Raw genomic sequence first — 17,440 nt, 5'->3', positions numbered from 1 at the left:
GTGCGGCGAAAGGTGTTGTTACTAATACTCTAAGTTTACTATCATCGCCGGAAAAATTTAACAGTAATATTTAAGATTGCGTAAAGTTTCAGTAGACTTTCAGTAAATCAATCGTGCCTACGGAGGCGAGCGCAACATTAGCACCGAGCCCCTAAAAATACAACCGAGCAATTACCACTAAACCGAGACAAAGCCAGCATTTTTCTGGCGTGTAGGGCAAAAGCTTTAAGGCTATATTTTACTCGATTCTTCTTGTTCAGGTCTTACGCAAAGAAACCGGGTTTCTAGGAAAAATCGTGGGTTTGCAACTGGATATCCCAGCAAGAAACTTTGGTGATAGGCTCAGGCTATATTTTACTCGATTCTTCTGGTTGAGTCAGCCTGGAATCTGTAGCTTGCGCTCTCTACTGCCACAGAAGCTAACAATCCTGAAAGCTTGATGAAAGAGAAACGCTGTCCGTTTCACCCAGCTTTCAGGATTGTAAAAGTGCAATTTTTAGTTATTTAGCAATTGCGAATCTATTTGATTCGACAGGGATTTTACTCAGCCGTTGCCAATCCAGCTTCGGTATCGGGTTCTTCGGTGCTACCCTGGCTGCGTTTGCGAGTCAGGGTGTTGTAAAGCAGCAAACCAATCGCCTTGATCAGATTGCCTTCGAGTTCTTTGAACATCTTCATGTTCATGCCAAACGCAGCATTGGCTTCATCGACGATGCGATTTGCCTTGGTTTCATCAATCGGGAGATCGTTGAGCGCTTGCCGATATTTATTCTTAAACGCCTTTTCGTCAGGAATATCTTGGAATTCGTAGAACGCGATGCCTTGCCCATTCAGGTTCATCCCCCGTTGAGCAATGCCTTTGAGGATTTGACCGCCGGATAGGTCACCCAGGTAACGGGTGTAGGATTGGGCAATCAACAGTTCCGGTTCGCTTTGGGATACTTCCCGAATTCGCTCTACGTAAGCAAGGGCAGCTGGGGAGGGAGCCACTTCTTCGCGCCAGTTTGACCCGTAGTAGTAGCTCAGATCTTGCTCTAAGCTCTTTTTCCGGTTCAGTTCTTTGAAGTAAATATGGGACAGAATCGGATGGTTTTTGTGCCGTTCCATCTCTTCTTCAATCGCGGAATAGACGAAGTAGAGATTGGCTACCAGTTTCCGGTATGAGTTTTTTTCGACAACGCCTCGTAAAAAGCACTTGACAAAACCGACGTTTTCTGCCGCTGTATGGGCTTTTTTGGTGCCTTCGCGTAATTTGGTCGCTAAATTAGTGCTCATCTAAAACCTCGCGGGAACGTGGAAACCACCTTCTTTTAAGTGGTGTATGAAACGTAACACGGCATGGTTAAATGCCTTTCCCTTTCGGGGTGGAGGGGTATGGTTACCCCTCTCTGAGGATTTGTTCTCCCCAAATCTCCCATTTCTGGGGTAAAGTTAGCCAAGGCCATTGTTATCGGTCGGTACTACCAAGAGCCGCACTGCCTTACCCCTCGTAGGACTGTTTAACGACCGAGTTCTAGAGCAGAGAACTGGCTACGCATTCCCTGGTAGGAACTTGAACGCTTGCCGATAACGTAGTTGCCCCGTTTTCGGGACTTGGGCTGGTCAGCTACCTAAAGATTTGGGATAACGTTACCCCAAATCTTTAGAGCGGGGTGCTGACGCTAAATTACAGTCCCTAAAGTTTACTGAGGAGTCTATTGATCCGGCTAAGATTTAAAACCCCTAAATCGTTACATTAGACTGAATTGATGAGAAATTTCATTAAGATTTTTTACGAAAGGGGGAGCTTGGGGAGCTTTCTTGAGCTGGGGGAGCTGGGGAAGTCATTACTTCTACTTCGTTATCTTCCTCTGCTCCTCTGCTCCTCTGCTCCTCTGGCCCGATTAGATATCCAAGTCGGTAAGGTTGAGTTTGGGACCGTAGGTTTCGATGAACTCGCGGCGGGGTTGCACTCTGTCGCCCATCAAGATTGTAAAGATTCGATCCGCTTCGGCGGCATCTTCGATTTCGACTTGTTTGAGCGTGCGCGTTTCCGGGTTCATCGTTGTTTCCCACAACTGTGCTGGCATCATTTCGCCCAATCCTTTGAACCGTTGGATGGTGTAGTTGGCATTGGGGGGGAATTCCCGCAGCTGGTTTTGCAGTTCGCGATCGCTATAGCAGTAGTAGTGAGAGCGACCCCGTTCTACTTTATACAACGGAGGACAGGCGATGTAAATATAGCCTTGGTCGATCAGCGCCCGTTGATACCGATAGAAGAAAGTTAACAACAGGGTACGGATATGCGCGCCATCAACGTCAGCATCAGTATTTTTTGCTCCGACTCCACCTATGCCACAAATGAAGTTTTCGTCACCCTCAACTGAGAAATCGTAAACATAGTCACCGACTAGATCTATTTCCTCAGCCGAAACCACTTTCAACCCCATCAAATCCTCGCCTATTGTCACATATTGCTTTGCTTGGCTCCCTGGACGTGCCAGATGCTCCTCTAGCCGTGACGCTTTGGGGTGGCGCTGCCAGATTGACTTCCACCGTTCTAGCTGTTCCTTGGTACTTAACCGAATGTAGTAGGCGTAGTGGCGAGTTTGAACAGGTGCTTCCGGGGGGTTGGATGACTGACTGTTATGAACGCTGGCTATTATGCCTAGTTGTCCGAACAGATAGAGTAGCCCATCTTTGAGAGTGGGAGAGGAGGTGGTAAATATGATGCTATTTTTCCCTGCTGAGCCATCTCCCAGGAAGTAACCTTCCAGAAACGCCAGCTGCAATGTTTCAGGCAAGCTGAAAACGATATCTGGCAATTTCTTCTCATGGTCCGATCCATTCAAACCCCAAGCTTTCAAAAGTCGCGCTGCTGCAATGCTGTGGAAGTAGAGCTTGATTCCGTCATACCTTGGATCGTTATAGCGATGAGGTATTTCACCAAACACCTTCTCAATAGCAGCGCAGAGTTCGGGGATGAACGGCTCATCTTTTTTGCCCAAGCTAAGGCTAACTTGATGCTGGAGCAAACTTCCTTTAGCAACATACCAGCCCAAAAACCAGATTAATTCGCGAGTAATTGGTAGGTAGCGACCAAATGCTTTATCGGTATGCGCTTGCGGCACAATTTTTACATCTGCACCCATTTGAGCGAGTTCGCTGGGGGTGAAGAAATCCAACGGTTTGTCACAACTTACTTCCCGCCAACGGGCATTTTTGCTCTTCTCATCTTGTGCCAGTCGTTCGTCAATTTTGCTGGGCAATGTTTCATAGAGGATATTTTCATTGCCACCAATGGCTTCCAGATAACTGAGAAAGTCAGGCAAGGTTGGTCGGTTAATTCCACGCTCCCAGTGACTAATTGTAATTGGTTGCTTGACGCCACAAGCATTGGCAACCTTTTTCTGGGAGACTCCCAACGCCTGACGTTGACTTATCAGTTGTTGCCAATCTTCTAACTCTAATTTAACTCGCGGTTCGCTCCACAATTCTGGGCGCGTTACCTTCGCCAAAACCCGTTTACTGGCTACTTGCCGCACGTCTTCGCCTTGTAGGTAGAGTCCCTCGGTTAAGCCAGTCCGGTATAATGTTGCCAGCAAATCAATTTCAGTTGGACTCACGTCTGGACGCGGAAGACGCCGACTAGCTACCAACAAATCGCCTGGTCGAACTTCGTTGCCTTTTTTGAGACGTACTTGCCCATCTTCGTAGACAAACACGCTGTGAGATGATGTCACTTTGAGCGAGCGATTGTAGCGCGTTGTAATTTTATACATCGGCTCCTCGTGGCTGTGACGAATCACAGCTTTGAGGGGTCGAAAGCGGGTGGCGTGGGTCACGGGGTCAAAGGAGATGACGCGATAATTTTCTGTAGTCCGACGACCTTCAACGCAATCATCAATGAATTGACCGATAGAGACAAATTCGGTCTTGCCTGTATCGTCCGCCACCAGGGTTGGTTCATCACCAGCTACGCTCATGATCACTATGCGGTGATAGCGTAGTCCAGATGCATCGAATTCCTCGCCTTTGACGCCTAATCCAAGCGCTGTAATCAAGGATTGGATTTCGTTATTTTTGTAAATTTTGGCGTCGTCGGTTTTCTCTATGTTCAGGATTTTACCGCGCAAGGGGAGGATGGCTTGGAAGCGGCGATCGCGTCCTTGTTTGGCGCTATTGTGGACGAATACACCACTCGCTAGGGCGAAGTTGTGGCTGTTGGGAACTTCGATGTCGTAAACGTCGTAGCGCTCTTCTACGGGTTCGATTTTAACCACGCGGTGATTGTAATTCTTGACTGCGCGCTTCGCTGCGGTGATGTCGCCGTAGAAGTAGCGATCGCAAAAAGTTTCAAATGTCAACAAGGACTTATCCCGCAGGCGGCGACGGTAGCATTGATAAAGCTCCAAATCCAGATAGCCGTGGCAACAAATTTCTACTTTCTTCAACGCCTCAATCGTCTTGCGATAGTAGGTTTTGTCTAACGCTTCCTTCCGCTTGATGCGGTATTCATAAGTCCATTGTTCCTTTGTCTTTTGGCGTCGCCATTCCAACAAATCCTCATCTTCCCATTGCTTTTTCGCTAATTCTGAATGAGCTGCACGCGCTTCAGGATTATTGGCAAAGTAATTCCGCACCCGTTCAGCTTGTGCTAAACGATTCGCTTCATCACTCCAATACTCTTGCTGCGCTTTGTCCAATAGTTCCTGATTTTGCTGGCGATAAGCTTCATTACTCTCATAAAACTCACGCCATTTTTGAGTCATGTAAGCTTTGTACTCTTCATCTTGCCATTGAGCTTTCGCCTGTTCTGATATAATTTGTCGCGTTTCTGGCTGTTGCATCCTTTCGCTCATCATGGCGCGAAATTCTTCGCTCATGTGAACTTGGCGACTCTTTTCTTTTACATCAGGTCGGTGCAAGGTTTTCTCTAGATGCGCCCGATGAAGTGCTAAATGTTCTTCCGCCGGAAGTCGCTGAATATTTGTCGGATTGTTGTTGCGTTTATTGAAGTCAACGTGATGGCGATGATTGCCATCCGATGCCTGATAAACTCCATGTTTTAGGTTATAAAAATCCGCTAAAAGATGAGTGTAAATCCACTTATCATTCAGGGGATTCAAAACCATTTCGTAACCGTCAATTCCCCAGCCATTTTTATCTTTTTTGGAAATCTGGCGGTGAATTGGCATCAACGAATCTTCTGGGGTCAGCAATGCTGCTGCTTTATAGCTGCCATCCCGCAACATGAAGGGGTGATCCGGGGTACAGATCAGGATTTCCCCGTTATCTAATGTCAGCTTTATTACTTCAGCATTTGCCTTGGTCATCCGAGCGTTAGTAATCCGCTCGATACCGATGTTTCCACTCTCGCGGATGGTGTAGCAGAAGTGTTCTTTTCCTTCTGCTTGTTCGTCAACTATCTCTTTGATAGTTTTTTCTGATCCATCAGCCAGTAATATATAAGTAAAACTGGCCCAACAGCCGCCGGCCGAATCCCCTTCAACTAGAAATATCTCGGATTCAGAGGGATCTCGGGTGCTGCAATCGGCTAATTTACCGGGTAAAGGGGAGGATTCTAAGACGGATTTGCGGCGGACTAAATCCCTGGCGCGACGGGCAGCTTCTGCGGCTTTAAATGCCTGAACTGCTTTTTCGATAATGGCGTCTGCTACTGCTGGGTGAAAGTCTAAGTATTCGGTGAGAATTTCGCCTACTAGAGAATCAACAATACCCCTGACTTCGGTGTTGCCGAGTTTGGTTTTGGTTTGACCTTCAAATTCTGGATTGGGGACTTTGACGGAAATGACGCCGGTTAAGCCTTCGCGGACGTTTTCGCCGCCGAGGTTGGCTTCGGATTCTTTAATTTTATTGCGCTTGCGAGCGATCGCATTCAACGTCCGCGTCAGCACCGCCTTCAACCCTTCCAGGTGCGTGCCGCCATCCACAGTGCGGATGTTATTGGCAAAACCCAATAAATTATCCGTATAAGCATCAGAAGACCACTGCAACGCCACTTCCACCTGGACGTTGTTGCGTTCTCCCTGCACGTAAATAATTTCCTCGTGCAGTGGTTGCTTTTCTCGGTTCATGTAAGCAACGTATTCCCGAATCCCGCCTTTGTATTCGTAGACTTCTACTTTGGGGGTATTGCTTTTGAGCAATTCGGTGCGGTTATCGGTAAATGTAATTTTGACCCCAGCATTGAGATAGGCCAACTCGCGCAGGCGTCCCGCCAAGGTGGTATAGTCATACTCGGTTCCCGTGGTAAAGATTTGCGGATCGGGGCTGAAGGTTACCGAAGTTCCCGTTCGGTTCTCTTTGATTGGCTTAACCTCTAATTCTGTGACCGGGGTCCCCCGTTCGTAGCGCTGCTTGTGAACCTTCTTCTCTCGCCACACCGTGACTTCCACCAACTCGGACAAAGCGTTCACCACCGAAACGCCGACGCCGTGCAGTCCTCCAGAAACCTTGTAGCCTCCATCGCCAAATTTACCGCCAGCGTGGAGGACCGTCAACACCGTTTCCAGGGCGGATTTGCCAGTTTGGGGATGGATACCTGTGGGGATACCCCGACCATCATCAGTTACCGTGACCGAACCATCTGCATTCAGATCGACTTCGATGTGCGTGCAGTAGCCAGCTAGCGCCTCATCGATGGAGTTGTCAACTACCTCGTACACTAGATGGTGGAGTCCTCTTGGCCCGGTGCTACCAATGTACATACCCGGTCGCGTGCGGACTGCTTCCAGACCTTCCAGAACTCGAATCTGATCGGCGCCGTAACTACTCGTCATAATAAGGACTTCTCCAATAGAGCCTTTTATCCGCTTGGCAGCACTAAAAGGAAAAAACACTCCAAAATTATAACATAAAAGGCTTATAGGCGACCGGAGGGCATCATAGATGGTTTTTTATCTGGGGTATGTACCCTTCGCAAATGGGGCAGGGGTGCAGGTGGGCACGACGGCGGGGAGGCTCCAGGGGCAAGAGGAGAATTTGAATATATATTCTCCCTTGCTCCCTTGCTCCCTTGCACACCTGCACACCTGCTAAACTTGACGACCTATGACCTATAACCCACTTATAGTTATCTGCGGTGCTACGGCGACGGGGAAGTCGGGACTGGCTTTGGATATCGCTCAAAGACTGAATTCTGTTATTATTAGCGCTGACTCGCGGCTGGTTTATCGGGAGTTTGATATTGGCACGGCTAAACCAACACCTGGCGAACAACAGAGAGTATCGCACTATTTAATTGATATTTGCAATCCCACAGAAACTTTAACGGTTGCAGATTACCAGCAGCAAGCTCAAGAATTAATTGCCCAGTTTCACGCAAGGGGATGCATTCCTTTATTAGTGGGAGGGACTGGTTTATATATTAAATCAGTCGTGCGGGGGATGAAAATTCCCAGGGTGGCGCCGCAGAAAGAATTGCGCTCGCAACTCGAATCCCTCGGTCAAACTCAAGTTTACGCCTTGCTGCAACAAGTCGATCCCGCCGCCGCTCAAAAAATTCATCCCAACGATCCCGTAAGGACATTACGCGCTTTAGAGGTGTATTATGTCACAGGAATTCCCATTTCCCAACAGCAAGGCGAAAATCCACCCACTTATCCTATTTTACAAATTGGCTTAGATTGCGATCCGTCTCACATTCAGAAACGGATTGAACAACGAACCGAAAAAATGCTAAAAGATGGTTTAGTAGCTGAGGTAGAATTGCTGTGCCAAAAATATGGTATGGATTTACCTTTACTCGATACTCTAGGCTATCGAGAAATCAAACAATATCTAGCGGGAGAGGTTTTCCTAGCCCAAGCGAAAGATTTAACCGTTTTGCATACGCGACAATTTGCCAAGCGACAGCGCACCTGGTTTAAAGCTTATCCCGAAATTGAATGGTTTGACGCCGACCAACCAGATTTGTTAGAAAAAGTGTGGAACAGACTCCAAAAATTTACCAGGAGTATTCGATAGTTTTATGCAGCCATAAAATGCCGTGGATATAATTTACCAAGAAGCCTTATCCTTGCACCAGCAACAGCAATTTGATGCCGCAGTGCCAAAATATCAATAATATTTACGGTTGAGGATTGATCGCGCTGAAGCCAGGAGCAATTTAGGCATTTTTTATTATCAAACTAGCTAGGCTCAAAATGCTCAGTCAGCAATTTTAAAATCTTTTGATTTGGCTGCCAATGCAACCGCGTATTATGTACTAGGATCTTGTTGAGAAAGATTGGATAAAGAGGCTGAGGCGATAGGGGCTTATCAAGATGCGATCGCTCTCGATTCAAACTTGGTCGATGCTTATAATAATTTGGGATTAATTTTAGCAAAGAATGGCGAAATAACTGAAGCTGAAACTGTTTATCCTCAGGGAATATCAGTCATATCATGTCCGTTTGATTACCCATAGTTAGGACTGACGCTCGCTCCGGGGGGACACTCTGACGCTCTGAGTTTTAATTATGGGTGAAAAGCCTGACATCATATCAATCCCAGTCACTGGGGTAGCTACGTTAATTTGGGCAAGTTGTTACTATAACAGGCGCAAGTTGAACAAGCAATTGAGAAGGAATGCAAAATTTAATTCAGCAAACCTCGCTAACAACCCCTGAAAGTAAAAGCAATGCTTTGACAGGGATAGTTTGTGCTACAACATTTCATATCATGTCCTTAGATATCGGTAGTGTATGGATGGCTAATTGCTAATTGCTAATTGCGATATTGTCAATTGCCTCCAGAGCAGCCAGCGATTAGCTATTAGCAGTTACACAACCGTTGCTACCTGACATGATATTATTTAGGGCATCAAGGAATTACAGATACTTTCACGCAACAGTGCCGAAACTACAGCGATGTATTTCATCAAATTACTGGCAATCTGTCAGCCGTCTGTCAACAGATAATTGCCGAGGAATTACACATCCTAGTATTTCCAGAAATCGCCATGGAAGCTGGAACGGTAAAAATGGCTGGGTTGGGTTTAGCCCCCGTTCAATGCACGGCTTGGGGACATCCAGTAACTTCCGGTATAGCAACAATTGACTAGGTTTTATCCAGCAAGTTGATCGAACATAAAAATGCTCAATAACATTATTATGAAAGATTGATTGGTTTACCGAATATTGGCGTAGTTTATGCCAAAGCAGAAGATATTCCCCCGAGTAAAAAGAGTAGGACAGATTTTGGGTTACCCGATGATGCAGTTATTTATTTGTGTGGCCAAGCACCGTTTAAATATCTGCCTCAGCCCGATTATATTTTTGCTGAAATTGCCCGTCACTTTCCTCAAGCCAGGTTGGTATTTTTGCGGTTAAAATTGCTGTCAAAACGACTGGATAGGGCTGGGGATAAGGTAGGGCTGAAAAGCCAAGATTACTGCCTATTTATCAGCATGACGCAACGAATTGAATATCTGAAAAATAATTGAATTTCAGATTTTTTTTTGGATACATTAAGTTGGTCGGGGGGAAATACATCACTAGAACAGGACTTACGCAAAGAAACAAAGGGCGCTCCGAAAAATCGTTGGTTTGGTGGCGAGAGATATGCCTCCCAACGCTGAGCGCTGGCGCGCCGCTGCGCGAACGCGAACGACGGTCTCACCTTTGTTTCTGGCAACGCCCTTGCGTAAGTCCTGTAGAAGCGATCGCTTGTAATTGATCCATTGTTACTTGTCCCGGAGAATTCATGGGAGGGCGTCACGCCTACGCCTTTCTAAAAATGTTGGGCGTCACCGATACAATTGCTCAAAACGAAGCTGAATATACAGACATTGCCGTCAAATTGGGTTTAGCTCCAACTTGGCGACGCCACATTGCAGAACGAATCAAAGCAGGTCACGATTATCTATCTTTATGACGACAAAGCTTGCGTAGAAGCACTTGAAGCTTTTTATCAACAAGTTGTGCAAGCGCATCCCAAGCAAAATTAGAAGGTAGTTTTGGCAACTAGAGATCTATGCATAGTTTCGAGTAATCAGTTATCATGCGTTGAGCAAGATGCTTTGCTACATTGCACGAAGTTCATGCTCGGACAAACACTGCGCGATCGCTACCATATCATTGGGCAGCTCAAAAGTGGGGGGTTTGGCGAGACGTATCTAGCTGAAGATAGAGATCTCCCCGGTAATCCCCTCTGTGTCGTTAAGCAACTCAAACCGAAAGATGCAGATCCTTCGGTATTGCAGACAGCGAGACGTTTATTTGACAGGGAGGCCCAAGTATTGTACCGTTTGGGATCGCACGATCGCATTCCCCAACTGTTTGCTCACTTTGAGCAAAATCAGGAATTTTACTTAGTCCAAGAATTCATTGACGGGGACGATCTGGGCGTCGAATTCGCCAATTTTACCAGCGGCGAGGGGTGTCTGAGAGAACCAGAAGCGATTGCGCTATTACAGGATGTCCTGGAAACCCTGGTTTTTGTCCACCAACAAAATGTGATTCACCGCGATATTAAGCCATCAAATTTAATCCGACGCCGCGTTGATGGTAAGCTAATCTTAATTGACTTTGGCGCGGTGAAAGAAATTAATACCCTAATTGCGAATCCCCAGGGGGAAACAAGTTGTACAATTTTGGTGGGTTCCCCTGGTTATATGCCAAACGAACAACAGGGAGGAAAACCGCGTTTTAACAGCGATATCTACGGTTTGGGAATAACGGCAATCCAGGGATTGACGGCAATCGTACCAGATCAATTCCAGGAAGATCCGCAAACTGGGGAAATTATCTGGCGCCAATATGCCCAAGTTAGCGAAGTCTTTGCAGCAATTTTAGACCGGATGGTGCGATCGCACTTTCGCGATCGCTACCAATCAGCCAGCGAAGTACTCAACGATTTGCGTTCCTTACAAAATTTTACAGCGGCTCAGACGCAATACTTTGTCCTGTCAAAATTGCGACAACAGCAATTTGTTAAGTCACCGCAGTTGTTGATTATTCTGGTAACGGTTATGGTGACCTTGGGATTATCCCAGCTTTTACACTCTACACCCAAAGAAGAACCGAGTTTCCCCGCCCCAGTCAATACTCCCACGCCAACACCTGCCGTACCCGAAGCCGTTGAATTATTTAATCAAGGCAGTACCTTAGTTGAATTGCGGCGGTATGATGAAGCGATCGTCCTCATAGACAAAGTCTTGCAATTTCAGCCAAACTACCCCCAAGCTTGGGTAAAACGCGGCGAGGCGCTGTTGGAATTGCAAAAAAATGACGAAGCACTCAAAGCTTTTGAAGAAGCGCTTAAATTCAAGTCAGATTATGCACCCGCTTGGTATGGTCGCAGCAAGGTGCTAGATAAATTACAACGCCATGAAGAAGCATTAGCAGCTGTAAATAAAGCAGTGCAAATTCAACCCGATGACGCCACGGCGTGGTACTTTCAGGGTGAGTTACTCGATAAACTGCAACGTTATGAAGAAGCTCTAGCAGCTTTAAATCAAGCCGTTCAAATTAAACCAGATGACGCCCTTGCGTGGTATCAGCGAGGCGCGGTGTTAAATAAACTACAGCGCTACGATGACGCCTTGATATCGCTTGGGGAAGCAGTGCAACATAAACCAGCATATGCAGAAGCTTGGAGGCAAAAAGGCGAAGTGCTGCGACAATTGCAGAGATATGAGGCAGCAGTATCATCCTTAGATAAAGCGCTACAACTCGATCCCAACTCGCCTTACGCTTGGGGAGAACGGGGTCAAGTTTTGGGTAACTTGAAACGGTATGATGAAGCACTAGCCGCGTTAGACAAAGCCGTTGGGATTAAACAAGACTACGCCGATGCTTGGTATAACCGAGGAATAATTCTAGAACAGATGCGGCGGTATGAGGAAGCAATAGGGGCATTTGACAGAGCGGCGCAAATTAAGCCAGACTACTCTCAAGCTTGGTATCGCCGGGGTGCAGTGTTGGAGAAAATGAGAAAATATGAGGAAGCGATCGCCACCTACGACAAAGCCATTCAAATTTGGCCCGCCAATACGGAAGCCATCGAGAACCGCAAGCGACTGCTGGGAAAATTAAAACGCTAACACCCTATCTATTTTAAATTAATTTTTGTAACAATATTATTCAGACGCAACCTGCAACAAACCACCCATGATCCTACAAGAAAAACAACAGCGAAACTGGCAACCCATCCTCAAACAATTTGCAGCCGTAGTCGGTAAAAACAGCGTCGTTCAGCGTCGCGAAGAGTTACTCACCTACGAATGCGACGGACTCACCAGCTACCGACAAAGACCAGCAGCAGTAGTGCTACCGAAAACGACGGAACAGGTAGCAGAAATTGTCAAAATTTGCCACCAAAATCAAATAGCTTGGGTAGCGAGAGGTGCGGGAACGGGTTTATCTGGCGGTGCATTACCAGTCGAAGATTGCGTCCTCATCGTCACCGCCTTGATGAAGAAAATCCTCAGCATAGACTTAGAAAATCAGCGAGTTGTAGTTCAACCCGGAGTCATTAATAACTGGGTGACACAAGCCGTCAGCGGCGCAGGTTTCTACTACGCACCAGACCCTTCTAGTCAAATTATCTGCTCAATTGGTGGCAACGTTGCCGAAAATTCCGGCGGCGTTCATTGTCTCAAATACGGCGTCACCACCAACCACGTCATGGGATTAAAATTAGTCCTCCCCGATGGGTCAATTGTCGATGTCGGTGGCGCGGTTCAAGAAATGCCAGGATATGACATGACGGGTTTATTTGTTGGTTCCGAAGGCACCCTAGGAATTGCCACAGAAATTACTTTAAGAATCCTCAAAACAGCAGAATCAATTTGCGTTTTATTAGCTGATTTTACCACAATTGAAGAATCGGGAGCGGCGGTTTCAGATATTATCGGGTCCGGGATAATACCCGCCGGTATGGAAATTATGGATAACCTCAGCATCAACGCCGTAGAAGATGTAGTTGCCACTGGCTGTTATCCCCGCGATGCCGGGGCAATCTTGCTAGTAGAAATAGACGGATTGGAAGTAGAAGTTGCGACGAATAAACAGCGCATTGCCGAAATTTGTAAAAAGAACGGCGCGCGCAACATTACAACGGCAAACGACCCAGAAACCCGATTAAAATTATGGAAAGGACGGAAAGCCGCCTTCGCAGCCGCCGGACACGTTAGTCCCGATTATTACGTACAAGATGGGGTAATTCCGCGCACCCAGTTATCTTTTATTTTGCGAGAAATAGAGGAATTGAGCAAGAAATACGGCTATAAAGTCGCGAATGTATTTCATGCCGGAGATGGCAATTTACACCCGCTGATTCTTTACGATAACTCCGTACCGGGAGCATTGGAAAAAGTCGAAGAATTAGGCGGAGATATTCTGAAACTTTGCGTACAAGTTGGCGGGAGTCTGTCGGGAGAACATGGAATTGGTGCAGATAAACGCTGCTATATGACCGATATGTTTACCCAGATTGACTTAGAAACAATGCAATGGGTGCGAGAAGTTTTTAATCCCCAAGGTTTAGCCAATCCGGGTAAAATGTTCCCCACACCTCGCACCTGTGGGGAAGCGGCGCGCGCCGTTAAAATTGAGCAGAAATTTGAGAACGTAGAACTGTATTAGTGAGTTGAGATCTCGCGATCTCGTTCCCAGGTTCCACCTGGGAACGAGGATGACGATGATACGACGGTGCATAAATCGTTTGACACTCCCCATGCCTAAAGGCAAGGGGAAACTCTTGCGAGTTTCTGCCGTATCTCTTAGATACCCGACTGTCGGCAGTTGTATACTCAGTTGTATCAAAAAGGGACAACTGAATACCCAATTGCTCAGAGGCATGGTTCCTGGACTCAACCCTCGATACGGTTGATGCTTCCTGACTAGCAGGCTTCACAGGCGTGACTTTCCGAGAGTCCCTCGGTAGAGTCTTTCTTATTTTTTGTGGGAAGACTAACCCCACTCTCTTCCCGACTGTTCGAGAAGCTTTAGTGTCTGCGTGGTCGGTGTAGCCACATTTGACACACAGAAACTTTTCGCCATCACGGTTACTTTTGTCGATGTGATGACATTTTGGACACTCTTGACTACTGTGTTTTGGATTGACTCTGATTACTGACTTACCCGCTTTTAGGGCAAGCCAAGCAATTTTGTTAAACAAGTCGTTCCATCCACAGTCTAAGATGACTTTGTTTAACCCCGTTTTGGCTTTGGCTCCGTTCTTCTTGTAGCCGCCTTTCCCGTTATGTTTGGGCTGGGCACGCTTGACCATATTGGACAGGTTTAAGTCTTCATCTGCCTTTCTAAACGTGTTTAAACGTGTCGATTTCTTGAGTCACCCCAAGTACACCGCTTGCCTGATAGCAGTTTGTGTGGCGATAGCCTCGCAAGATACCGCAGTAGTATGTTCCGGGCAGAGTTCTCATCCCTGTCCATTACTAAACTGCAATTTGGGCAATGGTAAGTTCTTTGCTACAGTGGCATATCTTGAGTGTGTCCGCAACGATGACAAGTTTTGCTGGTATCTCGTTCGCTCACAAGATGAACTTGTTTCCCAGCTTTCTGGCACTTGTATTTGAGCATGAAGACAAACTGATACAAACCCCAATCATTGAATACTGCCCTGTTTAACCATTTATTTTCTGACTTCATTGCCATCTGTCGCACCGACAAATCGCCAATTACTACAGCACTTTCAGCCAGTTTGTAGGCGATTAAGCTTGAGGCTTTATGCAATGAGTCTTTTTGTTTGTTTCGACGTTTCTCGGATACCCGCTGGTAAACATTACTGAGGTAACGATAGCGTCGGGAACCTTTTTTACATTGGTCGCGTTTGGCACGAATCCGGTCTAACTGCTTGTTGAACCAACCATTACCTTTAAATCCTCCTATGTGATAATTTCTGCCCACTGAGTTGACACCGACAGCTAAGGTTTTGACACCTAAATCAAAAGCTACTGTGCCAATTCTATCTAATTGATGTGGAATTGCTTCATACACAAAAGAGCAATAGTAATTGCCTCGACTGTCTCTGGAAACAGCAACTTCTTTAAATTTTTCCGGGGGTGGTTCTGTGAGGACAGCTTGAATATTGGCATATAGTTTGTTTTTCCCTTTCCCTCCTGTAGGTAGAATTATGCGCTTGTGCTCAACTTTCAGATAACTTGCCGGATAGCAGAGTGTGAAAAAAGCGTGCCGTGGTCTAAATCTAGGAAATCCTGGCGTTTCACCGCGATGAACTCTTCGGTAAAAAGCTTGCATCGAAGAGTCTATTCTGAAATACACCTCCGCTAATAGCTTTCCATAAACTTGATTCAATTGGGGGTCGTGTTGTTTGCTCTGCTGCAAGCTTTTCTTAGCTTCATACAGTTGCCACTGTTCACCATGACGTAATTTAGAGAGCCACCAGTTGTACAAGCCTCTACACTTAGCTTGCATAAACTCTAGCGCCAAAATGCCTTCTTTACTTAGTTGTAGCCGGTTCTTTTTGCAAAGCAGCATTTTTAATTGCCTTTTTGTATGACCTCAACCCTTAGATTCTAGCACTGAAAATGTGAACTATAGACAGTAAGTCAGTCACTAACTCTTGTTCAGGCGAAAGCTGTTCTCCGTTGACTATAATAATTTTTGTTCCATGCCGATTACAAAATCCTTCAAACCATTCAAATCCAAATCTTACTAACCTATCTTTGTGAGCTATGATTAATTTTTTTACCCGACCTAACTCAATGTCTTCAAAGATTCGTGATAACTTAGGACGCTTGTAATTTAAGCCACTAGCTATTTCTTCTACCCAATCATCAACCTGAATGTTATGACTCTGACAATAACAGGCAACCGCAGCTTTTTGATTTTTCAAATCGGGTTTTTGTGCCATAGTTGACACTCGTAAATCAACGATATTTTTTCCTTGCTCATCACAAAAGAGTCCCAGGTATTCTAGTAATTGGTCGTGAGTGTAGTATCGGCGTCCTGTTGGCGAACGGTGAGCCTTCAGAATGCCTTCTCTGTCCCATCGCTGCAACGTTGACACCGACTTCCCAATTAATTCTCCAAATTTCTGCGGTCTGTATGTCTCCATCATAGAAACATATTAAGACGTTTGCATATATTCTTGACAACTATCTAACGGCTCCAATCACATCCGCTGTGTTGACAATATTTTGAGCAGCTTGCCAGTTGCGCCCATCTCGCTCTTGGGCTATTTCATGCTGCATCTTGGCAACACGTTGATCAGCTTTTTTGCGGTTCTTGGCACCTTTGAGCTTCCGGCTTGCAGCGCGTTGACCCATGGATAGGCGTCGTGCAGTTCTCTTGTTGGTAGCAGGACGGGTATTCAAGGGTAAAGCTGCCATCTGACAAGGCAACTAGCTTGTTGACTCCTACATCAATGCCGACAACAGATTTAGCATTTTCTAGTTTGTTGGTTTCTGGTAGGTCGGGTACATCAACTAATGCTGAAATGTACCAGTCGCCGCCTTCTCGCTTGATGGTAGAAGTCCCAAACTTTTGAATTCCACTCAAATCGCGGCTATTGTGAATCTTGACATCACCAATGCCAGGAAGGTAGATGGTAGCGTAGTTATCTCTAGCGTCCTTAATTAATACTCTACCAGTCTTAATCTCAAAAGAATCAAGCCTAGTTTTGTATTGGGGAAATCCACGTCCATGCCGCCAAAAATTAGTGAATGCTGTATCTAGGTTGGCTAGATTAGTTGGCAGCACACACGAATCTATTTCAGCTTGCGTTGGCACGAGTATGTCTCAATTCAGTTGTGATTTTGGATTGGATGCCACTCGCTGAATCCCATCTAATTTCGCCCGTCTTCTTGTTAGCTTTTTTGGCTATATTCAAGTCTTGAGGGACTACGCCATGCTTGAGACCGGGACATGTTAAAGCGCAACAATATCCATACTCTGTCCGCAGTGTAATGTCGCAAAACGAATTTATAGCGTAAACAATCTCCGAATTCCCATTCTGATTATTGGTGTTATAACCTGTCTCTCGTTCCCGTAGTGCAAAGTTACGATGCTTTCTCAACGTGTCAAGATGACGAGACATAGTTTCGTCTTGTGACTTGGTTGCCTTGATTTTGAAATTCCATCTTACTTGCACTACAATCACCGCCTTGTTATTTAGCTTAACTTGATCTATTATATAGAGCCAAGCAGTATATTGACAATACCTTCCATGAAAAAGTTTAAATCTAACAATAACGTCGTCTATTCATGTAAATACCATGTTGTTTGGACACCGAAATATCGTCGTCCTGTACTTAAAGACGGGGTTGATTTAAGACTTAAAGAGCTTTTAGCGCAGATAGCTAAAGAAATTCAGGTTGACATCATTGAAGTGGAAATTATGCCCGACCACGTTGTGCGATTCGTTTAGGCGAAAACGAAAGGCTATCAGCCCTAAGTGTATGCCTAGCAAGCGTTATGGCCCGTCGTATCGGCTGAACTGAACCTTGACAACTTAATGACCATGTGGGTGA

General features: G+C 46.0%; 11 protein-coding genes and 2 pseudogenes. 7 read left to right on the top strand and 6 right to left on the bottom strand.

Going from position 1 to position 17,440, the window contains the following annotated elements:
* Positions 1-540 precede the first annotated feature (540 nt).
* Both ACE1CM_RS36430 and ACE1CM_RS36425 read right to left on the bottom strand, forming a co-directional pair.
* A complete protein-coding gene (locus tag ACE1CM_RS36430) occupies positions 541-1,275 on the bottom strand; it encodes a heme oxygenase (biliverdin-producing) (RefSeq protein WP_374883818.1) in 735 nt (244 codons plus the stop codon).
* Positions 1,276-1,883: 608 nt separating this feature from the next.
* On the bottom strand, positions 1,884-6,782 hold the full coding sequence (locus tag ACE1CM_RS36425; RefSeq protein ID WP_374883817.1) for an ATP-binding protein: 4,899 nt from the start codon (positions 6,780-6,782) through the stop codon (positions 1,884-1,886).
* A gap of 271 nt (positions 6,783-7,053) precedes the next feature.
* Between ACE1CM_RS36425 and miaA the strand changes: the two genes are divergently transcribed.
* The 6 genes from miaA to glcD all read left to right on the top strand — a co-directional run bounded on the left by miaA (position 7,054) and on the right by glcD (position 13,571).
* Positions 7,054-7,968 carry a tRNA (adenosine(37)-N6)-dimethylallyltransferase MiaA gene (gene miaA / locus ACE1CM_RS36420; RefSeq protein WP_374883816.1) on the top strand — a complete coding sequence of 305 codons (915 nt, stop codon included), beginning with the start codon at positions 7,054-7,056 and terminating at the stop codon, positions 7,966-7,968.
* A 262-nt stretch (positions 7,969-8,230) separates the two neighbouring features.
* Positions 8,231-8,410 (top strand): tetratricopeptide repeat protein, encoded by a 180-nt coding sequence (locus ACE1CM_RS36415; protein WP_374883815.1) that lies wholly within the window; start codon positions 8,231-8,233, stop codon positions 8,408-8,410.
* Positions 8,411-9,103: 693 nt separating this feature from the next.
* Positions 9,104-9,427: a hypothetical protein gene (locus ACE1CM_RS36410; RefSeq protein ID WP_374883814.1), complete on the top strand. Its 324-nt coding sequence runs from the start codon at positions 9,104-9,106 to the stop codon at positions 9,425-9,427.
* 260 nt (positions 9,428-9,687) lie between these two features.
* A complete protein-coding gene (locus ACE1CM_RS36405; RefSeq protein WP_374883813.1) occupies positions 9,688-9,858 on the top strand; it encodes a hypothetical protein in 171 nt (56 codons plus the stop codon).
* A gap of 166 nt (positions 9,859-10,024) precedes the next feature.
* Complete coding sequence (locus ACE1CM_RS36400) at positions 10,025-12,028, top strand: tetratricopeptide repeat protein (RefSeq protein WP_374883812.1); 2,004 nt, start codon at positions 10,025-10,027, stop codon at positions 12,026-12,028.
* Between the two features lie 67 nt (positions 12,029-12,095).
* Positions 12,096-13,571, top strand: coding sequence for a glycolate oxidase subunit GlcD (glcD, locus tag ACE1CM_RS36395; RefSeq protein WP_374883811.1), 1,476 nt, complete (start codon positions 12,096-12,098; stop codon positions 13,569-13,571).
* Here the strand turns inward: glcD and ACE1CM_RS36390 are convergent.
* The 4 genes and pseudogenes from ACE1CM_RS36390 to ACE1CM_RS36375 all read right to left on the bottom strand — a co-directional run bounded on the left by ACE1CM_RS36390 (position 13,531) and on the right by ACE1CM_RS36375 (position 16,670).
* Positions 13,531-14,217, bottom strand: a complete 687-nt coding sequence (locus ACE1CM_RS36390; protein WP_374883810.1) for a zinc ribbon domain-containing protein — start codon at positions 14,215-14,217, stop codon at positions 13,531-13,533. The two genes, glcD and ACE1CM_RS36390, sit on opposite strands and share 41 nt — an antisense overlap.
* Before the next feature lie 41 nt (positions 14,218-14,258).
* A pseudogene (locus tag ACE1CM_RS36385) lies at positions 14,259-15,446 on the bottom strand (RNA-guided endonuclease InsQ/TnpB family protein).
* A gap of 31 nt (positions 15,447-15,477) precedes the next feature.
* Complete coding sequence (locus ACE1CM_RS36380; RefSeq protein ID WP_374883809.1) at positions 15,478-16,029, bottom strand: IS607 family transposase; 552 nt, start codon at positions 16,027-16,029, stop codon at positions 15,478-15,480.
* Positions 16,030-16,178: 149 nt separating this feature from the next.
* The gene (locus ACE1CM_RS36375; protein ID WP_374883808.1) at positions 16,179-16,670 is read right to left on the bottom strand and encodes a hypothetical protein; all 492 of its coding nucleotides are present in this window, start codon (positions 16,668-16,670) and stop codon (positions 16,179-16,181) included.
* Positions 16,671-17,136: 466 nt separating this feature from the next.
* Here ACE1CM_RS36375 and tnpA point away from each other — a divergent pair.
* Positions 17,137-17,322, top strand: a pseudogene (gene tnpA / locus ACE1CM_RS36370) (IS200/IS605 family transposase); the annotation flags it as partial.
* Between the last annotated feature and the right edge of the window lie 118 nt (positions 17,323-17,440).

It is taken from the genome of Microseira sp. BLCC-F43 (assembly GCF_041929235.1).
Classification (GTDB): Bacteria; Cyanobacteriota; Cyanobacteriia; order Cyanobacteriales; family Aerosakkonemataceae; genus Microseira.
This window is presented reverse-complemented; position numbering and strand designations above follow the sequence as displayed.

What these genes read in the sequence shown, in the direction of transcription:
- ACE1CM_RS36430 (WP_374883818.1), bottom strand. Translation starts at nt 1,275, where the DNA reads ATGAGCACTAATTTAGCGACCAAATTACGCGAAGGCACCAAAAAAGCC.
- ACE1CM_RS36425 (WP_374883817.1), bottom strand. Translation starts at nt 6,782, where the DNA reads ATGACGAGTAGTTACGGCGCCGATCAGATTCGAGTTCTGGAAGGTCTG.
- miaA (WP_374883816.1), top strand. Translation starts at nt 7,054, where the DNA reads ATGACCTATAACCCACTTATAGTTATCTGCGGTGCTACGGCGACGGGG.
- ACE1CM_RS36405 (WP_374883813.1), top strand. Translation starts at nt 9,688, where the DNA reads ATGGGAGGGCGTCACGCCTACGCCTTTCTAAAAATGTTGGGCGTCACC.
- ACE1CM_RS36400 (WP_374883812.1), top strand. Translation starts at nt 10,025, where the DNA reads ATGCTCGGACAAACACTGCGCGATCGCTACCATATCATTGGGCAGCTC.
- glcD (WP_374883811.1), top strand. Translation starts at nt 12,096, where the DNA reads ATGATCCTACAAGAAAAACAACAGCGAAACTGGCAACCCATCCTCAAA.
- ACE1CM_RS36390 (WP_374883810.1), bottom strand. Translation starts at nt 14,217, where the DNA reads ATGGTCAAGCGTGCCCAGCCCAAACATAACGGGAAAGGCGGCTACAAG.
- ACE1CM_RS36380 (WP_374883809.1), bottom strand. Translation starts at nt 16,029, where the DNA reads ATGATGGAGACATACAGACCGCAGAAATTTGGAGAATTAATTGGGAAG.